At 68.5% G+C, this 13,019-nt stretch carries 13 protein-coding genes and 2 pseudogenes; 11 read left to right on the top strand and 4 right to left on the bottom strand.

What is annotated here, in order from left to right; genetic code table 11:
• The first annotated feature begins 1,102 nt into the window (after positions 1–1,102).
• From ABZ719_RS35965 to ABZ719_RS35950, 4 genes are all read left to right on the top strand, one after another.
• Positions 1,103–1,624 carry a ricin-type beta-trefoil lectin domain protein gene (locus tag ABZ719_RS35965; RefSeq protein ID WP_366729379.1) on the top strand — a complete coding sequence of 174 codons (522 nt, stop codon included), beginning with the start codon at positions 1,103–1,105 and terminating at the stop codon, positions 1,622–1,624.
• 546 nt (positions 1,625–2,170) lie between these two features.
• Entirely contained in the window at positions 2,171–2,722 is a 552-nt protein-coding gene (locus tag ABZ719_RS35960; RefSeq protein ID WP_366729378.1) for a CAP domain-containing protein, read from the top strand.
• Between the two features lie 631 nt (positions 2,723–3,353).
• On the top strand, positions 3,354–3,737 hold the full coding sequence (locus ABZ719_RS35955; RefSeq protein WP_366729377.1) for a hypothetical protein: 384 nt from the start codon (positions 3,354–3,356) through the stop codon (positions 3,735–3,737).
• A 427-nt stretch (positions 3,738–4,164) separates the two neighbouring features.
• Complete coding sequence (locus ABZ719_RS35950; protein WP_366729376.1) at positions 4,165–4,575, top strand: hypothetical protein; 411 nt, start codon at positions 4,165–4,167, stop codon at positions 4,573–4,575.
• Between the two features lie 112 nt (positions 4,576–4,687).
• On the opposite strand, the gene ABZ719_RS35945 is transcribed toward ABZ719_RS35950, so the two are convergent.
• Both ABZ719_RS35945 and ABZ719_RS35940 read right to left on the bottom strand, forming a co-directional pair.
• A complete protein-coding gene (locus ABZ719_RS35945; protein ID WP_366729375.1) occupies positions 4,688–5,131 on the bottom strand; it encodes a hypothetical protein in 444 nt (147 codons plus the stop codon).
• Positions 5,132–5,344: 213 nt separating this feature from the next.
• On the bottom strand, positions 5,345–6,316 hold the full coding sequence (locus ABZ719_RS35940; protein ID WP_366729374.1) for a hypothetical protein: 972 nt from the start codon (positions 6,314–6,316) through the stop codon (positions 5,345–5,347).
• A 367-nt stretch (positions 6,317–6,683) separates the two neighbouring features.
• Between ABZ719_RS35940 and ABZ719_RS35935 the strand changes: the two genes are divergently transcribed.
• The 6 genes and pseudogenes from ABZ719_RS35935 to ABZ719_RS35910 all read left to right on the top strand — a co-directional run bounded on the left by ABZ719_RS35935 (position 6,684) and on the right by ABZ719_RS35910 (position 10,643).
• The gene (locus ABZ719_RS35935; protein WP_366729373.1) at positions 6,684–6,818 is read left to right on the top strand and encodes a hypothetical protein; all 135 of its coding nucleotides are present in this window, start codon (positions 6,684–6,686) and stop codon (positions 6,816–6,818) included.
• 607 nt (positions 6,819–7,425) lie between these two features.
• Positions 7,426–7,569 carry a hypothetical protein gene (locus tag ABZ719_RS35930; protein ID WP_366729372.1) on the top strand — a complete coding sequence of 48 codons (144 nt, stop codon included), beginning with the start codon at positions 7,426–7,428 and terminating at the stop codon, positions 7,567–7,569.
• A 184-nt stretch (positions 7,570–7,753) separates the two neighbouring features.
• A complete protein-coding gene (locus ABZ719_RS35925) occupies positions 7,754–7,951 on the top strand; it encodes a hypothetical protein (protein ID WP_366729371.1) in 198 nt (65 codons plus the stop codon).
• 665 nt (positions 7,952–8,616) lie between these two features.
• A complete protein-coding gene (locus ABZ719_RS35920) occupies positions 8,617–9,972 on the top strand; it encodes a hypothetical protein (RefSeq protein ID WP_366729370.1) in 1,356 nt (451 codons plus the stop codon).
• A 43-nt stretch (positions 9,973–10,015) separates the two neighbouring features.
• Positions 10,016–10,243 (top strand): annotated as a pseudogene (locus tag ABZ719_RS35915) (hypothetical protein); the annotation flags it as partial.
• Positions 10,244–10,427: 184 nt separating this feature from the next.
• Positions 10,428–10,643 carry a cold-shock protein gene (locus ABZ719_RS35910; RefSeq protein ID WP_366729369.1) on the top strand — a complete coding sequence of 72 codons (216 nt, stop codon included), beginning with the start codon at positions 10,428–10,430 and terminating at the stop codon, positions 10,641–10,643.
• 248 nt (positions 10,644–10,891) lie between these two features.
• On the opposite strand, the gene ABZ719_RS35905 is transcribed toward ABZ719_RS35910, so the two are convergent.
• Complete coding sequence (locus ABZ719_RS35905; protein WP_366729368.1) at positions 10,892–11,110, bottom strand: helicase associated domain-containing protein; 219 nt, start codon at positions 11,108–11,110, stop codon at positions 10,892–10,894.
• A 194-nt stretch (positions 11,111–11,304) separates the two neighbouring features.
• Here ABZ719_RS35905 and ABZ719_RS35900 point away from each other — a divergent pair.
• Positions 11,305–11,550 (top strand): annotated as a pseudogene (locus tag ABZ719_RS35900) (transposase); the annotation flags it as partial.
• Here ABZ719_RS35900 and ABZ719_RS35895 read toward each other — a convergent pair.
• Positions 11,453–12,031, bottom strand: a complete 579-nt coding sequence (locus ABZ719_RS35895; RefSeq protein WP_366729380.1) for a helicase associated domain-containing protein — start codon at positions 12,029–12,031, stop codon at positions 11,453–11,455. The pseudogene ABZ719_RS35900 and the gene ABZ719_RS35895 overlap by 98 nt on opposite strands.
• Positions 12,032–13,019 lie beyond the last annotated feature (988 nt).

The raw sequence follows: 13,019 nt of genomic DNA, 5'->3' as shown, positions 1-13,019 counted from the left end.
CCATCCGCATATCTCACACACCATGGGATACAGGCATCACTCCGGGTCCCTCACAGACTTCATGAAGGTTCACCCCGACGAGCCGAAATCAGTAGCGCCCCTCGTGTTGAGGACGCCGACAGGGCGGTGACGCGGACCTCGGTGACGTTCGCGTTGGTGGTGGCCAGGCCCACGCTGGGGACCGGCACCACGTAGAACGGCGGGGTGAAGGCGAACGTCGCCGGCGCGGGCCTGCCCGTGGCCGTGGCTCCGGCCCCGCGGCCGGGGCCGGTAGCGTGGTTGACCGTCCGCGCCTGCTCCCGCCGCCCTACCGGCCGCGCTGCGCCCTCTGGGGCCGGGGCGGGCTCCAGGCCCGGGGACTTCAGGAGGTACTGCTGTGCGGGCCGGAGCCGGTCCCACCCCGGTGCGCTGCCCTGCCGCCCGCGTGCCGGAGCCTTCGCCCTGCACGATCACCTCACCGGGAGCCTTGGGAAGAGGGGCACCGGCCCTCCCGTGTGCCTGACGCAACCGGTAGAAGTGCGGCCACCCCGCGTCCCGCACCGGACGTCACCCCGGATCGATCCCATCCAACGCCTCCCCGCGCCTCGCACGCCCCGCTGTGTGTCACCGGGGTGGATCGGGTCGACGTGACCGCCACCGCGTCCGCCGGCGGGAAGACGATCACCTGGGAGGTGGTGGAGAGGGTCCCGCTGGGTGCTGGGTGCTGGGTGCTGGGGACGCGGGGAGCGCGCACCGTGGAGCCGGTCTGCCCAGGCCGGTAACGGATGCTACCGCCTTTATGCCGGCCGGAATCCCTCTGCCCCAGCCTGGGCTGATGCGCCAGACAGGTAAAGGAGAGACGGTCCTCGGATCAATTTCGAAAAGCCATGAAAATGCCATGTGCATAATCAGGGCCCGAAGCGTTGCATATAATCGGAACGTAGCATTGGCGCTTGCGTTCCCAATTTTACAGCAATTCCGAGCCGGGTCAACGCTCTTACAGGTCAGACAGGTGTTCACCCGCAAGTGTGGCGTCTATTCCCATCCGAATTTCCTGCCCTTACCTTGAGAGTGCACGCAGCCACGGAAATGGCTGGAGTGATATCCCCAAAGGGGAAGGCAAATGAATCTCAGGAGCAAGGTCGCTGTTGCTGTAGGGGCAGCGGCGATCGGTCTCGGCAGCGTCATGGCGTCGGTCAGCTACGCGGACGACGGCCCGTGGCTGCCCGGCGAGAACGACTCGTTCCGAGCCTACAACGCGGGAGTCGGGCAATACCTCGACTCCAACGGGTCCGGGAACAACGTCATCACGTACCCGCGCTCGGATTCCCAGCAGGTGTGGCACAAGTTCGCTCCGCAGGGCAACACCTTCGGCCTCACGAGTGAGGGCAAGGCCGGTCAGTGCATCACGGCCCCGCACACTCTCGGCCGGCCGGCAACGATGCAGGACTGCGACGACCGAAACCCGCTGCAGCGGTTCGTGATGGTCATCGAGGGTGACAGGACCCTCATCGCCAGGGCGGGCGACACGGGCGAGGTGCTCACCGCTACCGGAAAGAGCTCGAGCGGCAACCTCAAGAACGTGACGCTGGACACGAAGCGGACCCCGAACCTGAACCAGCGCTGGTACATCGGCGAGGCGTAACAGCTGTGCAAAGCGGCTGAGCAAGGAACACCTTGCGGGACCGGTCTTCGGAGATGCGAAACAAGTGGCGTGTACGCCTCCCCTCGGCTGGGCGCTTCTTCCGGAGACCGGCTCCACCGCAACCGTTGATCGCTGTCGATAGCACCCCCGCCTCCGGAAGGCACCAGGGGGCCGGATCCAGGGGGTCAGCCCTTCCGTATGACGCATGCGAGCCCCTGCCCTCGAAGTGACACCCTCTCTGGGGATAGCAACCTTTTCGGCCGAGGCATGATCCAAATTCAAGGATGGGCGGTGCAGCGCACCTGGACTGTATGCAAGCGTGCCCCGGAGTGCTGAACGGATTCTTCTGCGGTACTTTTAAGGCCACGCGGCAGTCCGCCTACCGGCAATATGAGAAGCATAAAAGGGGATGTGCTCGCGCCCTCTGGATGGTGGCTGAACGTTTTTCCGTGAAAGTGGTGCCGCGAACAATACAGCATTGAACTTTCATGACCCCTCCTTTGCGCGGCATCCATGAAGATGTACCCGGACCACGGAGGAAATCCCGTGCGGCGAACAGCGACAGCGATCACACTCGTCATCGCGACAGCTCTCGCGTCAGCCCCGCCGGCGACCTCGACGGAGCACGTCAGCGAAGCCACCCGCATCCTGCACCTGACCAACGACGCACGCAGGCAAGCCGGATGCAAACCCCTGAAGACCAACCCCAAGATCAACCACGCTGCCCGCAGGCACGCCACGGACCTGCAGGCACACCACCGCTACTCCCACACCGGATCAGACGTCTCCGACCCCGGCGACCGCCTCCAGGACGCCGGCTACCACTGGCGCCTGGCCGGCGAGAACATCTTCCTCGGACCACACAACGCCCAGGAAGCCGTCCAAGGATGGCTCGCCAGTCCCCAGCACCGCGCCAACATCCTCAACTGCGCCTACCGCCACACCGGAATCGACGTCCAGGGACCACCCGACCACCGCCTGTGGGTCCAGGATTTCGCAACACCCTCACCCCCTCGCCACCGGAGCGCGCGGGACGAAGGCCGCGGCGGCCGGACAGCAGACAGGGCCGGGGGCGGGCCGGACCGGGCGGACCGCTGAACAGGAACCGGGCAACGCCGTACCAGCGGGCCAAGGCCGCCGGCTCTGCCGAGACGGCAGAGCCGGGCGCGGTGGCCCCAGGAGGCCGACCGTCACGCCCACGGCTGCGACTGCCAGGTACTACGAATCGTTCAAAGACGAGGGGGAACGTCGAGCACCGCTGCCGGCGCATCCCGAGTGCAGTCCACACCGCCCGCTGCTGGTCGGTCAGTTTGCCGGCCCGGCGCCGCGTGTTGTCGGCGACGGCACCGAAGTCGATCCCGGTCTCGTCCGGCAAGGCTTGCCACTGCTTTGCGCGGAACCTGCAAGTACCCCCGCTCGAAGAAGTACCGCAGCGCCGCCAGGTGCACCGCCCGTACTGGCTGCCGCGCCCACGGGGTGGGTCCCGTCTCGGGAGGGCGGGCTCACGCATGACAGACGCGTCGGTTGTGGCAGGCAGATGCTCTGCTGGCATGGTCCCTCGCTTCACGGCACGAGGGGGCTGCCCGGCTGGGTCCCGGCGAGGGTCGGTCAAAGGATCCGCTCGTGTGGGTGATCGCTGGCGGGGCCCGTAACGTGGGGTGCTGCCTTGGAGGTTGTGGTGGGCATGCGAGTAAAGATCACGGTGAGGCCCGCAGGCTCTGCTGAGGCGGTGGGCGCGAACGTTGCGGTGCCGGGCGGCAGGGACCGGCCGGAGCGCGGTGGGCCGTGGGCGCAGCGGACGGCGGGGCAGGGCTTGGTCGGGCGTGTGGTGGTCACTGCTGTGGCGGCCGCGGGCCTGCTGGCCGCGGCGGCCGGGGGCGCGGGGGCCACCAGTGTGATCGGTGCGGGCAACAGCGCGCACGACAACCACTGCGCCAATACCGGCTCGGCCCGCACGCGGCAGCCTGACGGGCTCTCGGCCGGTGCGGTGGAGGGCGGTGTGCTGGCTGTGTTGCTGAGTGCTCCGGCCAATCAATGTGGTGATCTCGGTCTTCCCAAGGAGGACAAGGCCGACCAGCCGGCGGAGAACGCTCACGTCGACGTAGCCGAGTGACAAGGCCACCATCGCCGCGTTCGCAGAGCGGCAGCGCCGGGGCCCAGAGCCACGGGCACAGCTCGGGCCTCCCTGCCCCCTTGAGACACCCATCGTGATCGCTACCGTCATCGCCATCACCGCAACGCTCGCCGGTGCGCTGCTTTCCGGACTGCTGTCCGGCAGGCAGCATTGCGCGGTACCGCGTCCGGGGTCGCCTCGCCGGCAACGCGGTCGCGGGCCGGAGGCCGCGCCCTCCGCTCACACCCCCGGGTGAGGTTGGTGTGTGAGACGGGCCGGGGGGCTTGCGCCGGGAGCGTCAGCGGGCTTCGCGCTCAGTGAGTGCGCTGGTTCCGAGCCACTGCGCCCACTCCGCTGCGTGTCCACACATAAGCGCAGGGTAAATAACTGGCGAATTGCGGCGATCTCCAACGGAAAGGAGTGACTGATGCGCAAATTCCTGAGCGCCGTCGTCGCGAGTGCTGCCCTGATCGGGCTGTCGCAAGTGCCGGCCGCGGCGAGTGCGCAGGCACCACAGGACTGGACGCGCCCGTACGCCACCTGTGAGGACGGCTACGTGACTCTGGGGTACGACGGTGCCCCCGACAGCGCCTGGGACTGGGTGGGCCTGTACTACACGCAGCACGAGCACGAGAACCCGACCAGGGGACTGGCGGGCTGGTACGACGCGATCGGTATCTGGCACAAGGCATGGTATTGGTCGGCCTCGACCGCCAAGTACCAGACCGGCATCACCCGCGGCAGCTTCGTGGAAGTGGTGCACTGGAAGTGGTCCGAGGGAATCGATCAGTACATGGAGGACGGCGTCTCTCGCGTAGGCCACATCGACTGTGAGTGAGTGAACAGCCCACACGTGTTCCGACGCAGCCGGGTTCACAGGAGATCGGCGACGGGCCTGGTCCCGGAGGTGGGCACACGAAGGGCGCCCACCCCTTCGTGTGCGGGGTGGTCTACAGCAGGTCCACGGGCGGCACGCGCCGGGCGGATGACCTCCGCCCGGCGCGTGCGTTCAGCGCGGTCTCCATCTCGGGGCCGGTGGGGCGGTGCAGGTGGGCAAACCAGACCACTGCCACCTGCGCGCGCTGGCGTGCGAGGTCCCACCACAGGGCCGGGGGCTCGGTCAGTTCCATGACGACGTGGACGGCGCCGTCGCCGCCGGGCTTGTTGTCCTCACTCACGCCGTCACTGCCTTCACCGCGGTCCTCACCCTGGCCACGGCGGCGGCCGGCGTCCCCGCCGTCCTCCTCACCTGATACGGCACCGGTCCACAGACACTGCTGCTCGGCGGGTTCGCCCATGAGAGCCGCCCGCCGTACGTCGACCGGACCACCACCCTCGTCCTGGCGGCAGGCGCCACAGTCGCCGGTCTCCTCACCGCAGGAGTGCGCGGGCATCCCTGGACCCGCCGGTCGTTCAGTCCGGCACGAGGCGGTAGGGACTATGGAAGGTCACGCTGGTGGAAACGGAGCCGGCGATGGAGGTAGGCATCGGCATCGCCCGTGACGCGGTCGCGGCCCTGGCCGAGGGGGGCGGTCGGCTCCACCGGACCTGTTCCGCCCCGCGTGTTTCCCGCGCGGGGCGGAACACCGGTGTCGAGCACGGGAGGGTCACAACGACATGAGACGACGATGGATCTCCGACAGGCGGTCGGCCTTTTCCTGCAGGCCGCTCGGATCGAGGGGGCGGTGACCGTCCGCATTCAGCTCCGCGGTGAGGCGTGCCTGCTCCTGTAGGAGCAGATTCTCCTCGGGGGAGAGTTTGTTCACCGGACAGGACATGTGGTGGGTGGCAACGGGGTCGACGACCCCGGGAACATGGATGGGCGCCCGCATCGGATAGACGGCCAGGCGATCGGTGTCGTTCTCCCGCTTGTACCGGTAGATCAGCCAGCCGGTGTAGACACCGGCGCAGGCCCGCACGTCCTGCCGGCCCCAGTAGTCCTTCGCGACGGGGACGGTCTTGCCGTACTTGTCGCTCTTGGTCACTGATGTCGTGTCGGCGGTGCTCTTCGACCACGTGAAACTCGCGGTCCTCTTGGTATCGACGCCTTTGGCGTTGACCCCGGCCTCTGCGGAGAGACCGAACTCGTAACCTTCGGTCGTGGTGGAGCTGACGGTGACTGCGTACTGGGTCTCCCATGTTTCCGTCGCAGGGCCCTGCTGGGCGGTAGAGTGGTGCACCAGCGGGGCCTGCGCGACGAGGGTGCCGATGAAACCGGCGGGGAGCACGGAAACCCAGGCCGCCCTGCGCTTTTTGCTGTAGCCGCCCCAGTTGGTTTCCCATTTCGGGAACTCGTCCCAGTTCTCGTGAACGTGGTCCACCTGGTCCCTGCGCCACGTCCACAGGTTCTCCATCCGGGTGTAGGCATCGGCCAGGCGGAGTGCCTCCTCGGCCTGGCTCCGGGTGACCTGGAGATCCCATGTGACGTACAGCTGGTCTTCGGTGAACGCGAGGGGCCTTGCATCCGGACATCGCGCCAGGTCCATGGTCTTGGGCGGAATGTATGGCGGCGTGGCCGGGTGGTTCAACGGAAGTACGTTGTAGTCGCCGAGGGGGAAATCACCGAATCGGCTGGCCATGACGAAGCTCCTTTCCCGGCCTGCGACCGAGATTGCGTCGGTGTACAGAGGACCTGGTGCCCGACATGCCCGAAATCACCGACAGGTTGGGGGGCTTGTGGTGGTGCGAGCGGCGCACACCTGCGCAACTCGAGCGGCGCACGTTCAGCGAACACGCGTCGGTCGCTCGACCCCAGGAAGAGCGCCGCCCGCCGCCGCGCCGCCAGGGCACGGTGGCCGCCGTCGCCGCTCACCGCGCGGCACCGGGAGACCTTGCGCCTGACGGGGGGTCTGGACCGGGGCGCGCCGTCACAGCCATACCAGCCGCGCCCCATCTCCGCCCCCGTCGTCCGTCTCGCGGTCCTGGCCCCCCGCTCTCCGGCTGGCCGTGGATGCCGCCGCACGCGCCTGCTGCGCCCTGCGCGGCGCCGACAGCGCCGACACTCTGACCACGGCGAGGGAGGCCTCCCTCGCCGCCGACGAGCGTCTGATCGCCCAAGCCGGGCGCCTGCTCGGCCTCTGACCCGCCGCGCCGCGACGAAGGGCGCGGCCCCGGCCACCAGGTGGTGACCCGGGCCGCCCCTTCGGCATACCCGTCCCACCCAAACCCGCCCAAGGCAGGGCGTATTGACATATAGCCTGACGTTCTGCCAGGGTTCATGCCGTTCTCGTCGGACTGGCAGGGTCCGGCGTACGAGAGGGGAGTCGTTCCATGCTGGAGTCGCCGCGCAGCAGGGCCGAGGTCGCCAGGTACCGCCGGGATGCGGCCGGGGAGGTGGACGCACTGCTCAGTAGGCGCGGTGCCCTGGCCGGCGCGCCGTGGTACCCGGCACGGGCCGGTGACCGCCTGGTGGTCACCTATGAGGCGACCGGCCGCGACCCCCGGTGGACGGAGACGTACGAGGTGCAGGACGGCGCCGGCGGCCGGGTGCTGCGCCTGGTCGGTCATACCGCCCCGGTCGCCTCCTTGGCCGGATGGTTCGCCGGCCCGCCCGGCCGGTGCGACGGCGACCCGTTCGCCACCCCCTGGAGGGAAGCCGCGCCCCGACCGCCTCGTCATCCTGCGCGGCGGCCGGACCGTCCACCGGGGCCGCGACGCCCTGACCCGCCCGGGGACCGCCGGGCCGCGCATGACCATGGCGGCGGGAGCGGACGGGACCATGGGCCTGGCGGTGGTCCAGGAACGCCGGTGCACCCCCGCACAGGCCGAGGATCTGCTCGCCAAGGTCGTGAGCCGGGCGCAGGAGTATGTCCGGGATCACCGGCGCCCGTAGACAGCTGGCACGCCGGAAGAGGGGGCGTCCCCGGCCACGAGGTGGTGACCGCGGCCGACCCTTCGGCGTACCGGCCCTCGGCCTCGGCCGCGGTCAACTGCGTTACGCTCACCACACGTTGCGTGTCTCCCGGATCACCGGGCGCAATTGCGCGGTCCGGCAGCTGACGGACAAGAGACCGACCATGGACGTTCCACCCGCCCCCACCGCTGCCGGCGAGCAGCACCTTGCGGACCTGCGCGCCGCGCTCCAGAGTGTGCTGCCCCTGCTCAGCTTCTACGCCGGACGGGAAGCCGCCGACTTCAACCCCGAACAGACCGCCCTGCTGCTCCAGGCCGCGGACGAGGTGACGGACGTCCTGAGCCGCACCGCCCCCAAGTGACTGGCCAGGGCACGGGACGGAGGGGGAGGACACCGTCCGGCGGTGACCGGAGTGTCCCTCTGGCTGTCTGCCTACCAGCGGATTCCGCGCGGCGCGCAGCGGGGGAACCTGACGGGCGGCGCCCGGCGGGGATTCCTTGGGGTGTGGCAGGGGGCGGTGCGCCGGTGTGCCTGTGCGGTGCCGAACTCCTGACGGGGTGCCGGCGCTCGCGGCAGTCCTGCGTTGCCAGCTGCCGTACCCGTTCCTGGAGGATGCGGCGGGCGCGCTGGGCTGCCATCGGCGCCGGGGGCGAGGGCGTGCACGGTCCTGCTGGAGGGGTGCCCGCATGCGCCCGCACCGGCTGCCTCGGGCTCCGTTCACGCAGCAGCAACCCACCCGGATAAAGCCGGAGAAGGTCCCCTGAGAACCTCCGATCGGTGCCTGGCGCACATGCCGCGATGAGTGGGCGCCTGCGTCGCGGTCACGCAGATCACTTTGGGACAGCCACGGGGCATTCGGCCCTGCCTTGGGCCGGGCGGCGTTACTGTGTGCTTACGAATGATCACGTTCGTGTCGATCCGTGTGAACCGATTCAGGCGGGCAGTGGGCAGGGCTTGGACCGTCTGCGACGGGGCGGGGCGGGGTTCGGGCTGTGACTCTGCTGTGACAGCAGGCAGGAGCGCAGGATGGCGACGGAAGAACAAGCAGTGCAGGAAAGCGGCGTCCTCGAGGACGGCAGCCGGGCGACACCCCCGTCACAGGAGGAAGTCGCCAAGGCGGAAGCGGCCCGCAAGCAGCTCGGCGCACAGGGCTATGACGTCTCGGTCAAGACGTTCTGGTGGGGCTTTGAGATCCACCTCAACGCTGAGGCGGCCGCACTGGCGGGCGACATCGCGGAACTGATCGGCGACGTGGCAGGGGAAGCGCTGCCGTCGCCGATGAACAAAATCGTTGAGGCGTACTGCAAGATCAAGGCGTTGTGGATCAAGGAGGTCGGTCAGACCTACGGCTGCAAGCTGGTCTCCCCCTGGATCGCTCCGGGCATGCTCATCCCGGTCAGCCTGAAGCCCAACGAGGACACCAACCTGTGGTGGACGGTCTACGAGACCCGGGAGGAATGGAACAAGGACGAAAAGTTCACCGCCCACCACAGCGCCGCGAACCCAGCGCTGGCCGAACACCAGGGCAAGCTGTACTGCGCCCACCGCGGCTCCCCGTCCGACTCCAGGCTCTGGTGGACGGTCTACGACCCGGACAAGGGATGGAGCGAGGACACTTTGTTCGGGGCCCATTCGAGCGAAGGCGGACCGGCACTGGCCTCCTTCGAAGGGCGGCTCCACTGCGTGCACCGGGGCAGCGGCAACGACAAGCAACTGTGGCACACCACCTTCGACCCGGCCACGGGAAGGTGGAGCACAGACACCCGTCTCGACGCCCACTCCAGCTCCGTGGGCCCAGCCCTGGCGGTGTTCGGCGACAAGCTCCACTGCGTCCACCGGGGCAGCGACTCGGCGCACCTGTGGCACACCACCTGGACCCCATCCACGGGATGGACTCGCGACGTCAAGCTGAACGTCGGCACCTCGGCGAACCCGGCCCTGGCCGTCTACGACGGCAAACTCCACTGCGTGTACCGCGGCAACAACACCACCGCCCTGCAGCACATCAGCTACAGCACCAGCAGCGGATGGGGCACCGAACGCCAACTGCCCGCCCACCACAGCCTGGAAGGGCCGGGCCTGGCCGTGTTCGACGGCAAGCTGTACTGCATCCACCGCGGCCACGGCGGCAACGACCAGAAACTGTGGTGGGCCACCTACACCACCAACGGCGGCTGGAGCACCGACAAGGACTTCCCCGCACACTCCAGCGGTGCCGGCCCCGCAGTGATCGCCTACCGCGACAAGTACGGGGACAAGAACCAGATCCTCGTCGTCCACCGCGGCTACGGCAACCGCGCCGCCGGCACCGACACCGCCGAAGACGAAGCACGCCTCGCCCAAGAGCAACGCGCATGGACCGCAGAAACGGCCACATCTTGATCTGAGTCCTCGGCATCTGCACGCACCGTGAGCGGCTGCACGGCCGGGTACCGGCCGGGACCTGCATGAGTACCGTCACTCCTCTCTGGGCCGCCTCGGCGAGCAGGGCGCGTCGGAGTTGGTGCCGGTGGCCAAGTCCCGGCACAAGAAGGCGGAGAACGCCCGCCGGTACTTCAAGCCCTGGGCAGAGGCCATCGCCGAGGTGACCAGCCTGCTCGCCCCGGGGACTGCCGGCGCTGAGTCTGTAACGGCGGCCGCGGTTCGCGGCTGAGCAGGCTGGGTGCAAGCCCCACTGCGTTGCGACCAGGCCAAGCCTGATGGGATTGCAGCACTCCTCGTTCGACGGCTCCCGCTGGTCGAACCTCACCCAGTGCGCCGTGCGCTTGGCCCCCATCACAGAGGATGATCAACTGGTTGGGCCGCCGTTGCCCAACCCTCGAAACGAAGGAGTGGATATGGCCGAGCGACAGAGTGGCACCGTCAAGTGGTTCAACGATGAGAAGGGGTTCGGCTTCATCACGCCAGAAAGCGGCGAACCGGACCTGTTCGTGCACTTCAGGGCAATCCAGGGTTCGGGGTTCAAGAGCCTCAAGGAGGGTCAGAAAGTAACCTTCATCGCCGTGCAGGGGCAGAAGGGCATGCAGGCCGACGAAGTCATCCCCGAGTCGTAGATCAAGCCTGCCCAGGTCCCGGCGACCCTGCTTCGGCTCCTATGCTCCCGCAAGGATGGGCCGGACATCCGTGTCCGGCCCCTCGCGCTGTCACCCCCGATACCTCCGAGGAAACCACGCGCAACCATCTGACGGAGTGATGTGAATCGCGGGGTCACGGACCGTTCGAATACCGGGTGCCTCCCGAAGTGGTGAACACTCGCTGCCCGTTCCGTTTTCATGGACAAAGCCAGTCCTGCGCCCGACGACTACCAGTGCATGCTGAGGGCGGTCCACTGGGCGCGCTGCTGGTCGGTGAGTTTGTCGGCGCGGCGGCGGGTGTTGTCGATGACGGCTCCGAGTTTGATCTCGGTCCCGTCGGGCAGGACTTCCACCGCCTTGCGGGGGACCCGCAGGTGTCCTTCCCGTTCGCGGAACTGCCGGGCGGCGGCCAGGTTGACCGCGCGGGCCTGCTCGCGCCGCCCCACGGGCCGCGCCGCGCCCCCCTGCGCCCTCCGGGGCGGGGGCAGGTTCCAGGCCCAGGGATTCCAGGTGGTACTGCTGTGCGGGCATGAGCCGGTCCCACCCGGCGCGCTGCCCTGCCGCCCACGCGCCGAGGTCTTCGCCGTGCACGATGACCTGCCCCGCGGCCTGGGGGAGCGGGGCGCCGGCGCGGACGTGGGCCCTGGCCGTCACCACCGACGGCCTGCGGGAGATCCTGGGCTTGTGGGCCGGCGACGGTGGTGAGGGCGCCAAGCACGGGCTGCACATCCTCACCGAAATCAAGAACCGCGGCGTGAACGACGTCTTCATGCTGGTCTGCGACGGGCTCAAGGGTCTGCCCGACGCGGTCGAGACCGTCTGGCCGCGGACCGTCGTGCAGACCTGCGTGGTGCATCTGCTGCGGGACTCCTTTTCGCCGAGTTCGCCGACGCCTGCGGCTCTCTGGCAGTTCCCCGGTGCTGGGTACGCCTGGTTTCCCCCGCCGCGCGCCGCGCGGCGTTCACAGCCGCTTTCCGGGCCGCCTGCCGCTGGTTCTTGGCCCACGTCCCGGTGGGTTGTCCCTCCCACACGGCGGTCGCGGGCGGGGCGAAGTGCCCGTGTGCTGCGGCGTGGGAGCGGGCGATGGCGAGCATGCCGTCGCACTCGGTGTAGACGGACCAGACCATGCCGAGGTTCTCCAGTTCGGCCACGCGCTCGGCTTCCAGTGTCCGGGCCGTGTAGTACCGGCGCTGATCCGTCGGCCACGCTCCCAACGGGTAGGGCCCGGGCTCTGTCCAGTCCTGCGGGGTCCGGTACGCCGCCGGGACCGACAGTACCTGCGACCCGGTCTCCTGTAACCACCGCTGCGCGGCCGCGATGCCGTGCCGCCAGTACGTGCGCTCGGGGTCGATGACGCGCAGCCGCACGAACGCGGCCACCGCCGCAGGGTCCCGTTCGGTGCTGAACCGCAGGACACCGGCCGCCGCCGGACGCACCCGCGCCGCCCCTCGTCGTCCTGCTCCTGGCCCTCGTCCTCATCGCCCAACTCGCCTTCGTCACCAGCCAGTTCACTGCCCTTCCGGCGGCTGTGCGGCCTCGGGTCGGCCAGTGCTTCCACGGTGTCCGTGTCGTGCGCGCGCAGCGCCCTGAGGATCTTCGCCAGGGTCCCGTACGCGTCCGAGGTGAGCATTTCGTTCTCATCCTCGTCCGGGCCGAGGAACATCGGCACGATCAGTGTGGCCAGTTTCCCGTGTCCGGGACACTCGCACTTGGGGATAGCGAGGTGCGTTGCCGTTCAGTTACTTGATATTGTTGGCGGTGAAAATCTTCCTGAAATCAGCACTCACACATCGCATTTCGACAACGATTAGCGCTACACAACGAAACAGGACGTGAAGGGTCCTCAGGGGAATGCTCTGCGTATGGTGAGTTGACCTTGCGCCGGCCACAGGAACCCCAGAGGGCCCGCTGCGCCCCCCCCTGGGGGCCATCGACTCCCGCAGGGCGCCAGAGGGGCTGTCAGACCCTGTCTCGGCGGCGCAAGTAGAAGTGATCGACCCGTGGTAGGGGTAGCGCAGGCCCCGCAGGAGCGCGCTATGGTTCCCGTGTTCCAGAATTGAAGAGCGGGCGCGGGAAAGGGCCGAGAGACCGGGACGGTCAATTTTGCCAAGGCGGCACCAAATTGACGGTGTCTCAGGAATGGGGGAGAGCCGAAGCGACTGCACCCCACTCGTGGTCAGCCTAATGGAATTCGCGGAGCGAATTCCATGTCGGTCCGAATCGCGGAGCGAATTCGGACCTCGGCCAACGGAGTTGGCCGGGTATTCCGGCGGAGCCGGAATACGGAATTGCGGAGCAATTCCCTGGACCGCCGCGTAGCGGCGGCGCGTCGTGTCTGCGGAGCAGACCGCGCGC

Origin of the sequence: Streptomyces sp. NPDC006743, assembly GCF_040703815.1 — a bacterium.
Classification (GTDB): Bacteria; Actinomycetota; Actinomycetes; order Streptomycetales; family Streptomycetaceae; genus Streptomyces.
This window is presented reverse-complemented; position numbering and strand designations above follow the sequence as displayed.

Bases quoted from the DNA above. Each gene is read 5' to 3' on its own strand.
- ABZ719_RS35930 (WP_366729372.1), top strand. From the start codon at position 7,426: ATGACCATGGCGGCGGGAGCGGACGGGACCATGGGCCTGGCGGTGGTC.
- ABZ719_RS35925 (WP_366729371.1), top strand. From the start codon at position 7,754: ATGGACGTTCCACCCGCCCCCACCGCTGCCGGCGAGCAGCACCTTGCG.
- ABZ719_RS35965 (WP_366729379.1), top strand. From the start codon at position 1,103: ATGAATCTCAGGAGCAAGGTCGCTGTTGCTGTAGGGGCAGCGGCGATC.
- ABZ719_RS35920 (WP_366729370.1), top strand. From the start codon at position 8,617: ATGGCGACGGAAGAACAAGCAGTGCAGGAAAGCGGCGTCCTCGAGGAC.
- ABZ719_RS35950 (WP_366729376.1), top strand. From the start codon at position 4,165: ATGCGCAAATTCCTGAGCGCCGTCGTCGCGAGTGCTGCCCTGATCGGG.
- ABZ719_RS35940 (WP_366729374.1), bottom strand. From the start codon at position 6,316: ATGGCCAGCCGATTCGGTGATTTCCCCCTCGGCGACTACAACGTACTT.
- ABZ719_RS35910 (WP_366729369.1), top strand. From the start codon at position 10,428: ATGGCCGAGCGACAGAGTGGCACCGTCAAGTGGTTCAACGATGAGAAG.
- ABZ719_RS35945 (WP_366729375.1), bottom strand. From the start codon at position 5,131: ATGCCCGCGCACTCCTGCGGTGAGGAGACCGGCGACTGTGGCGCCTGC.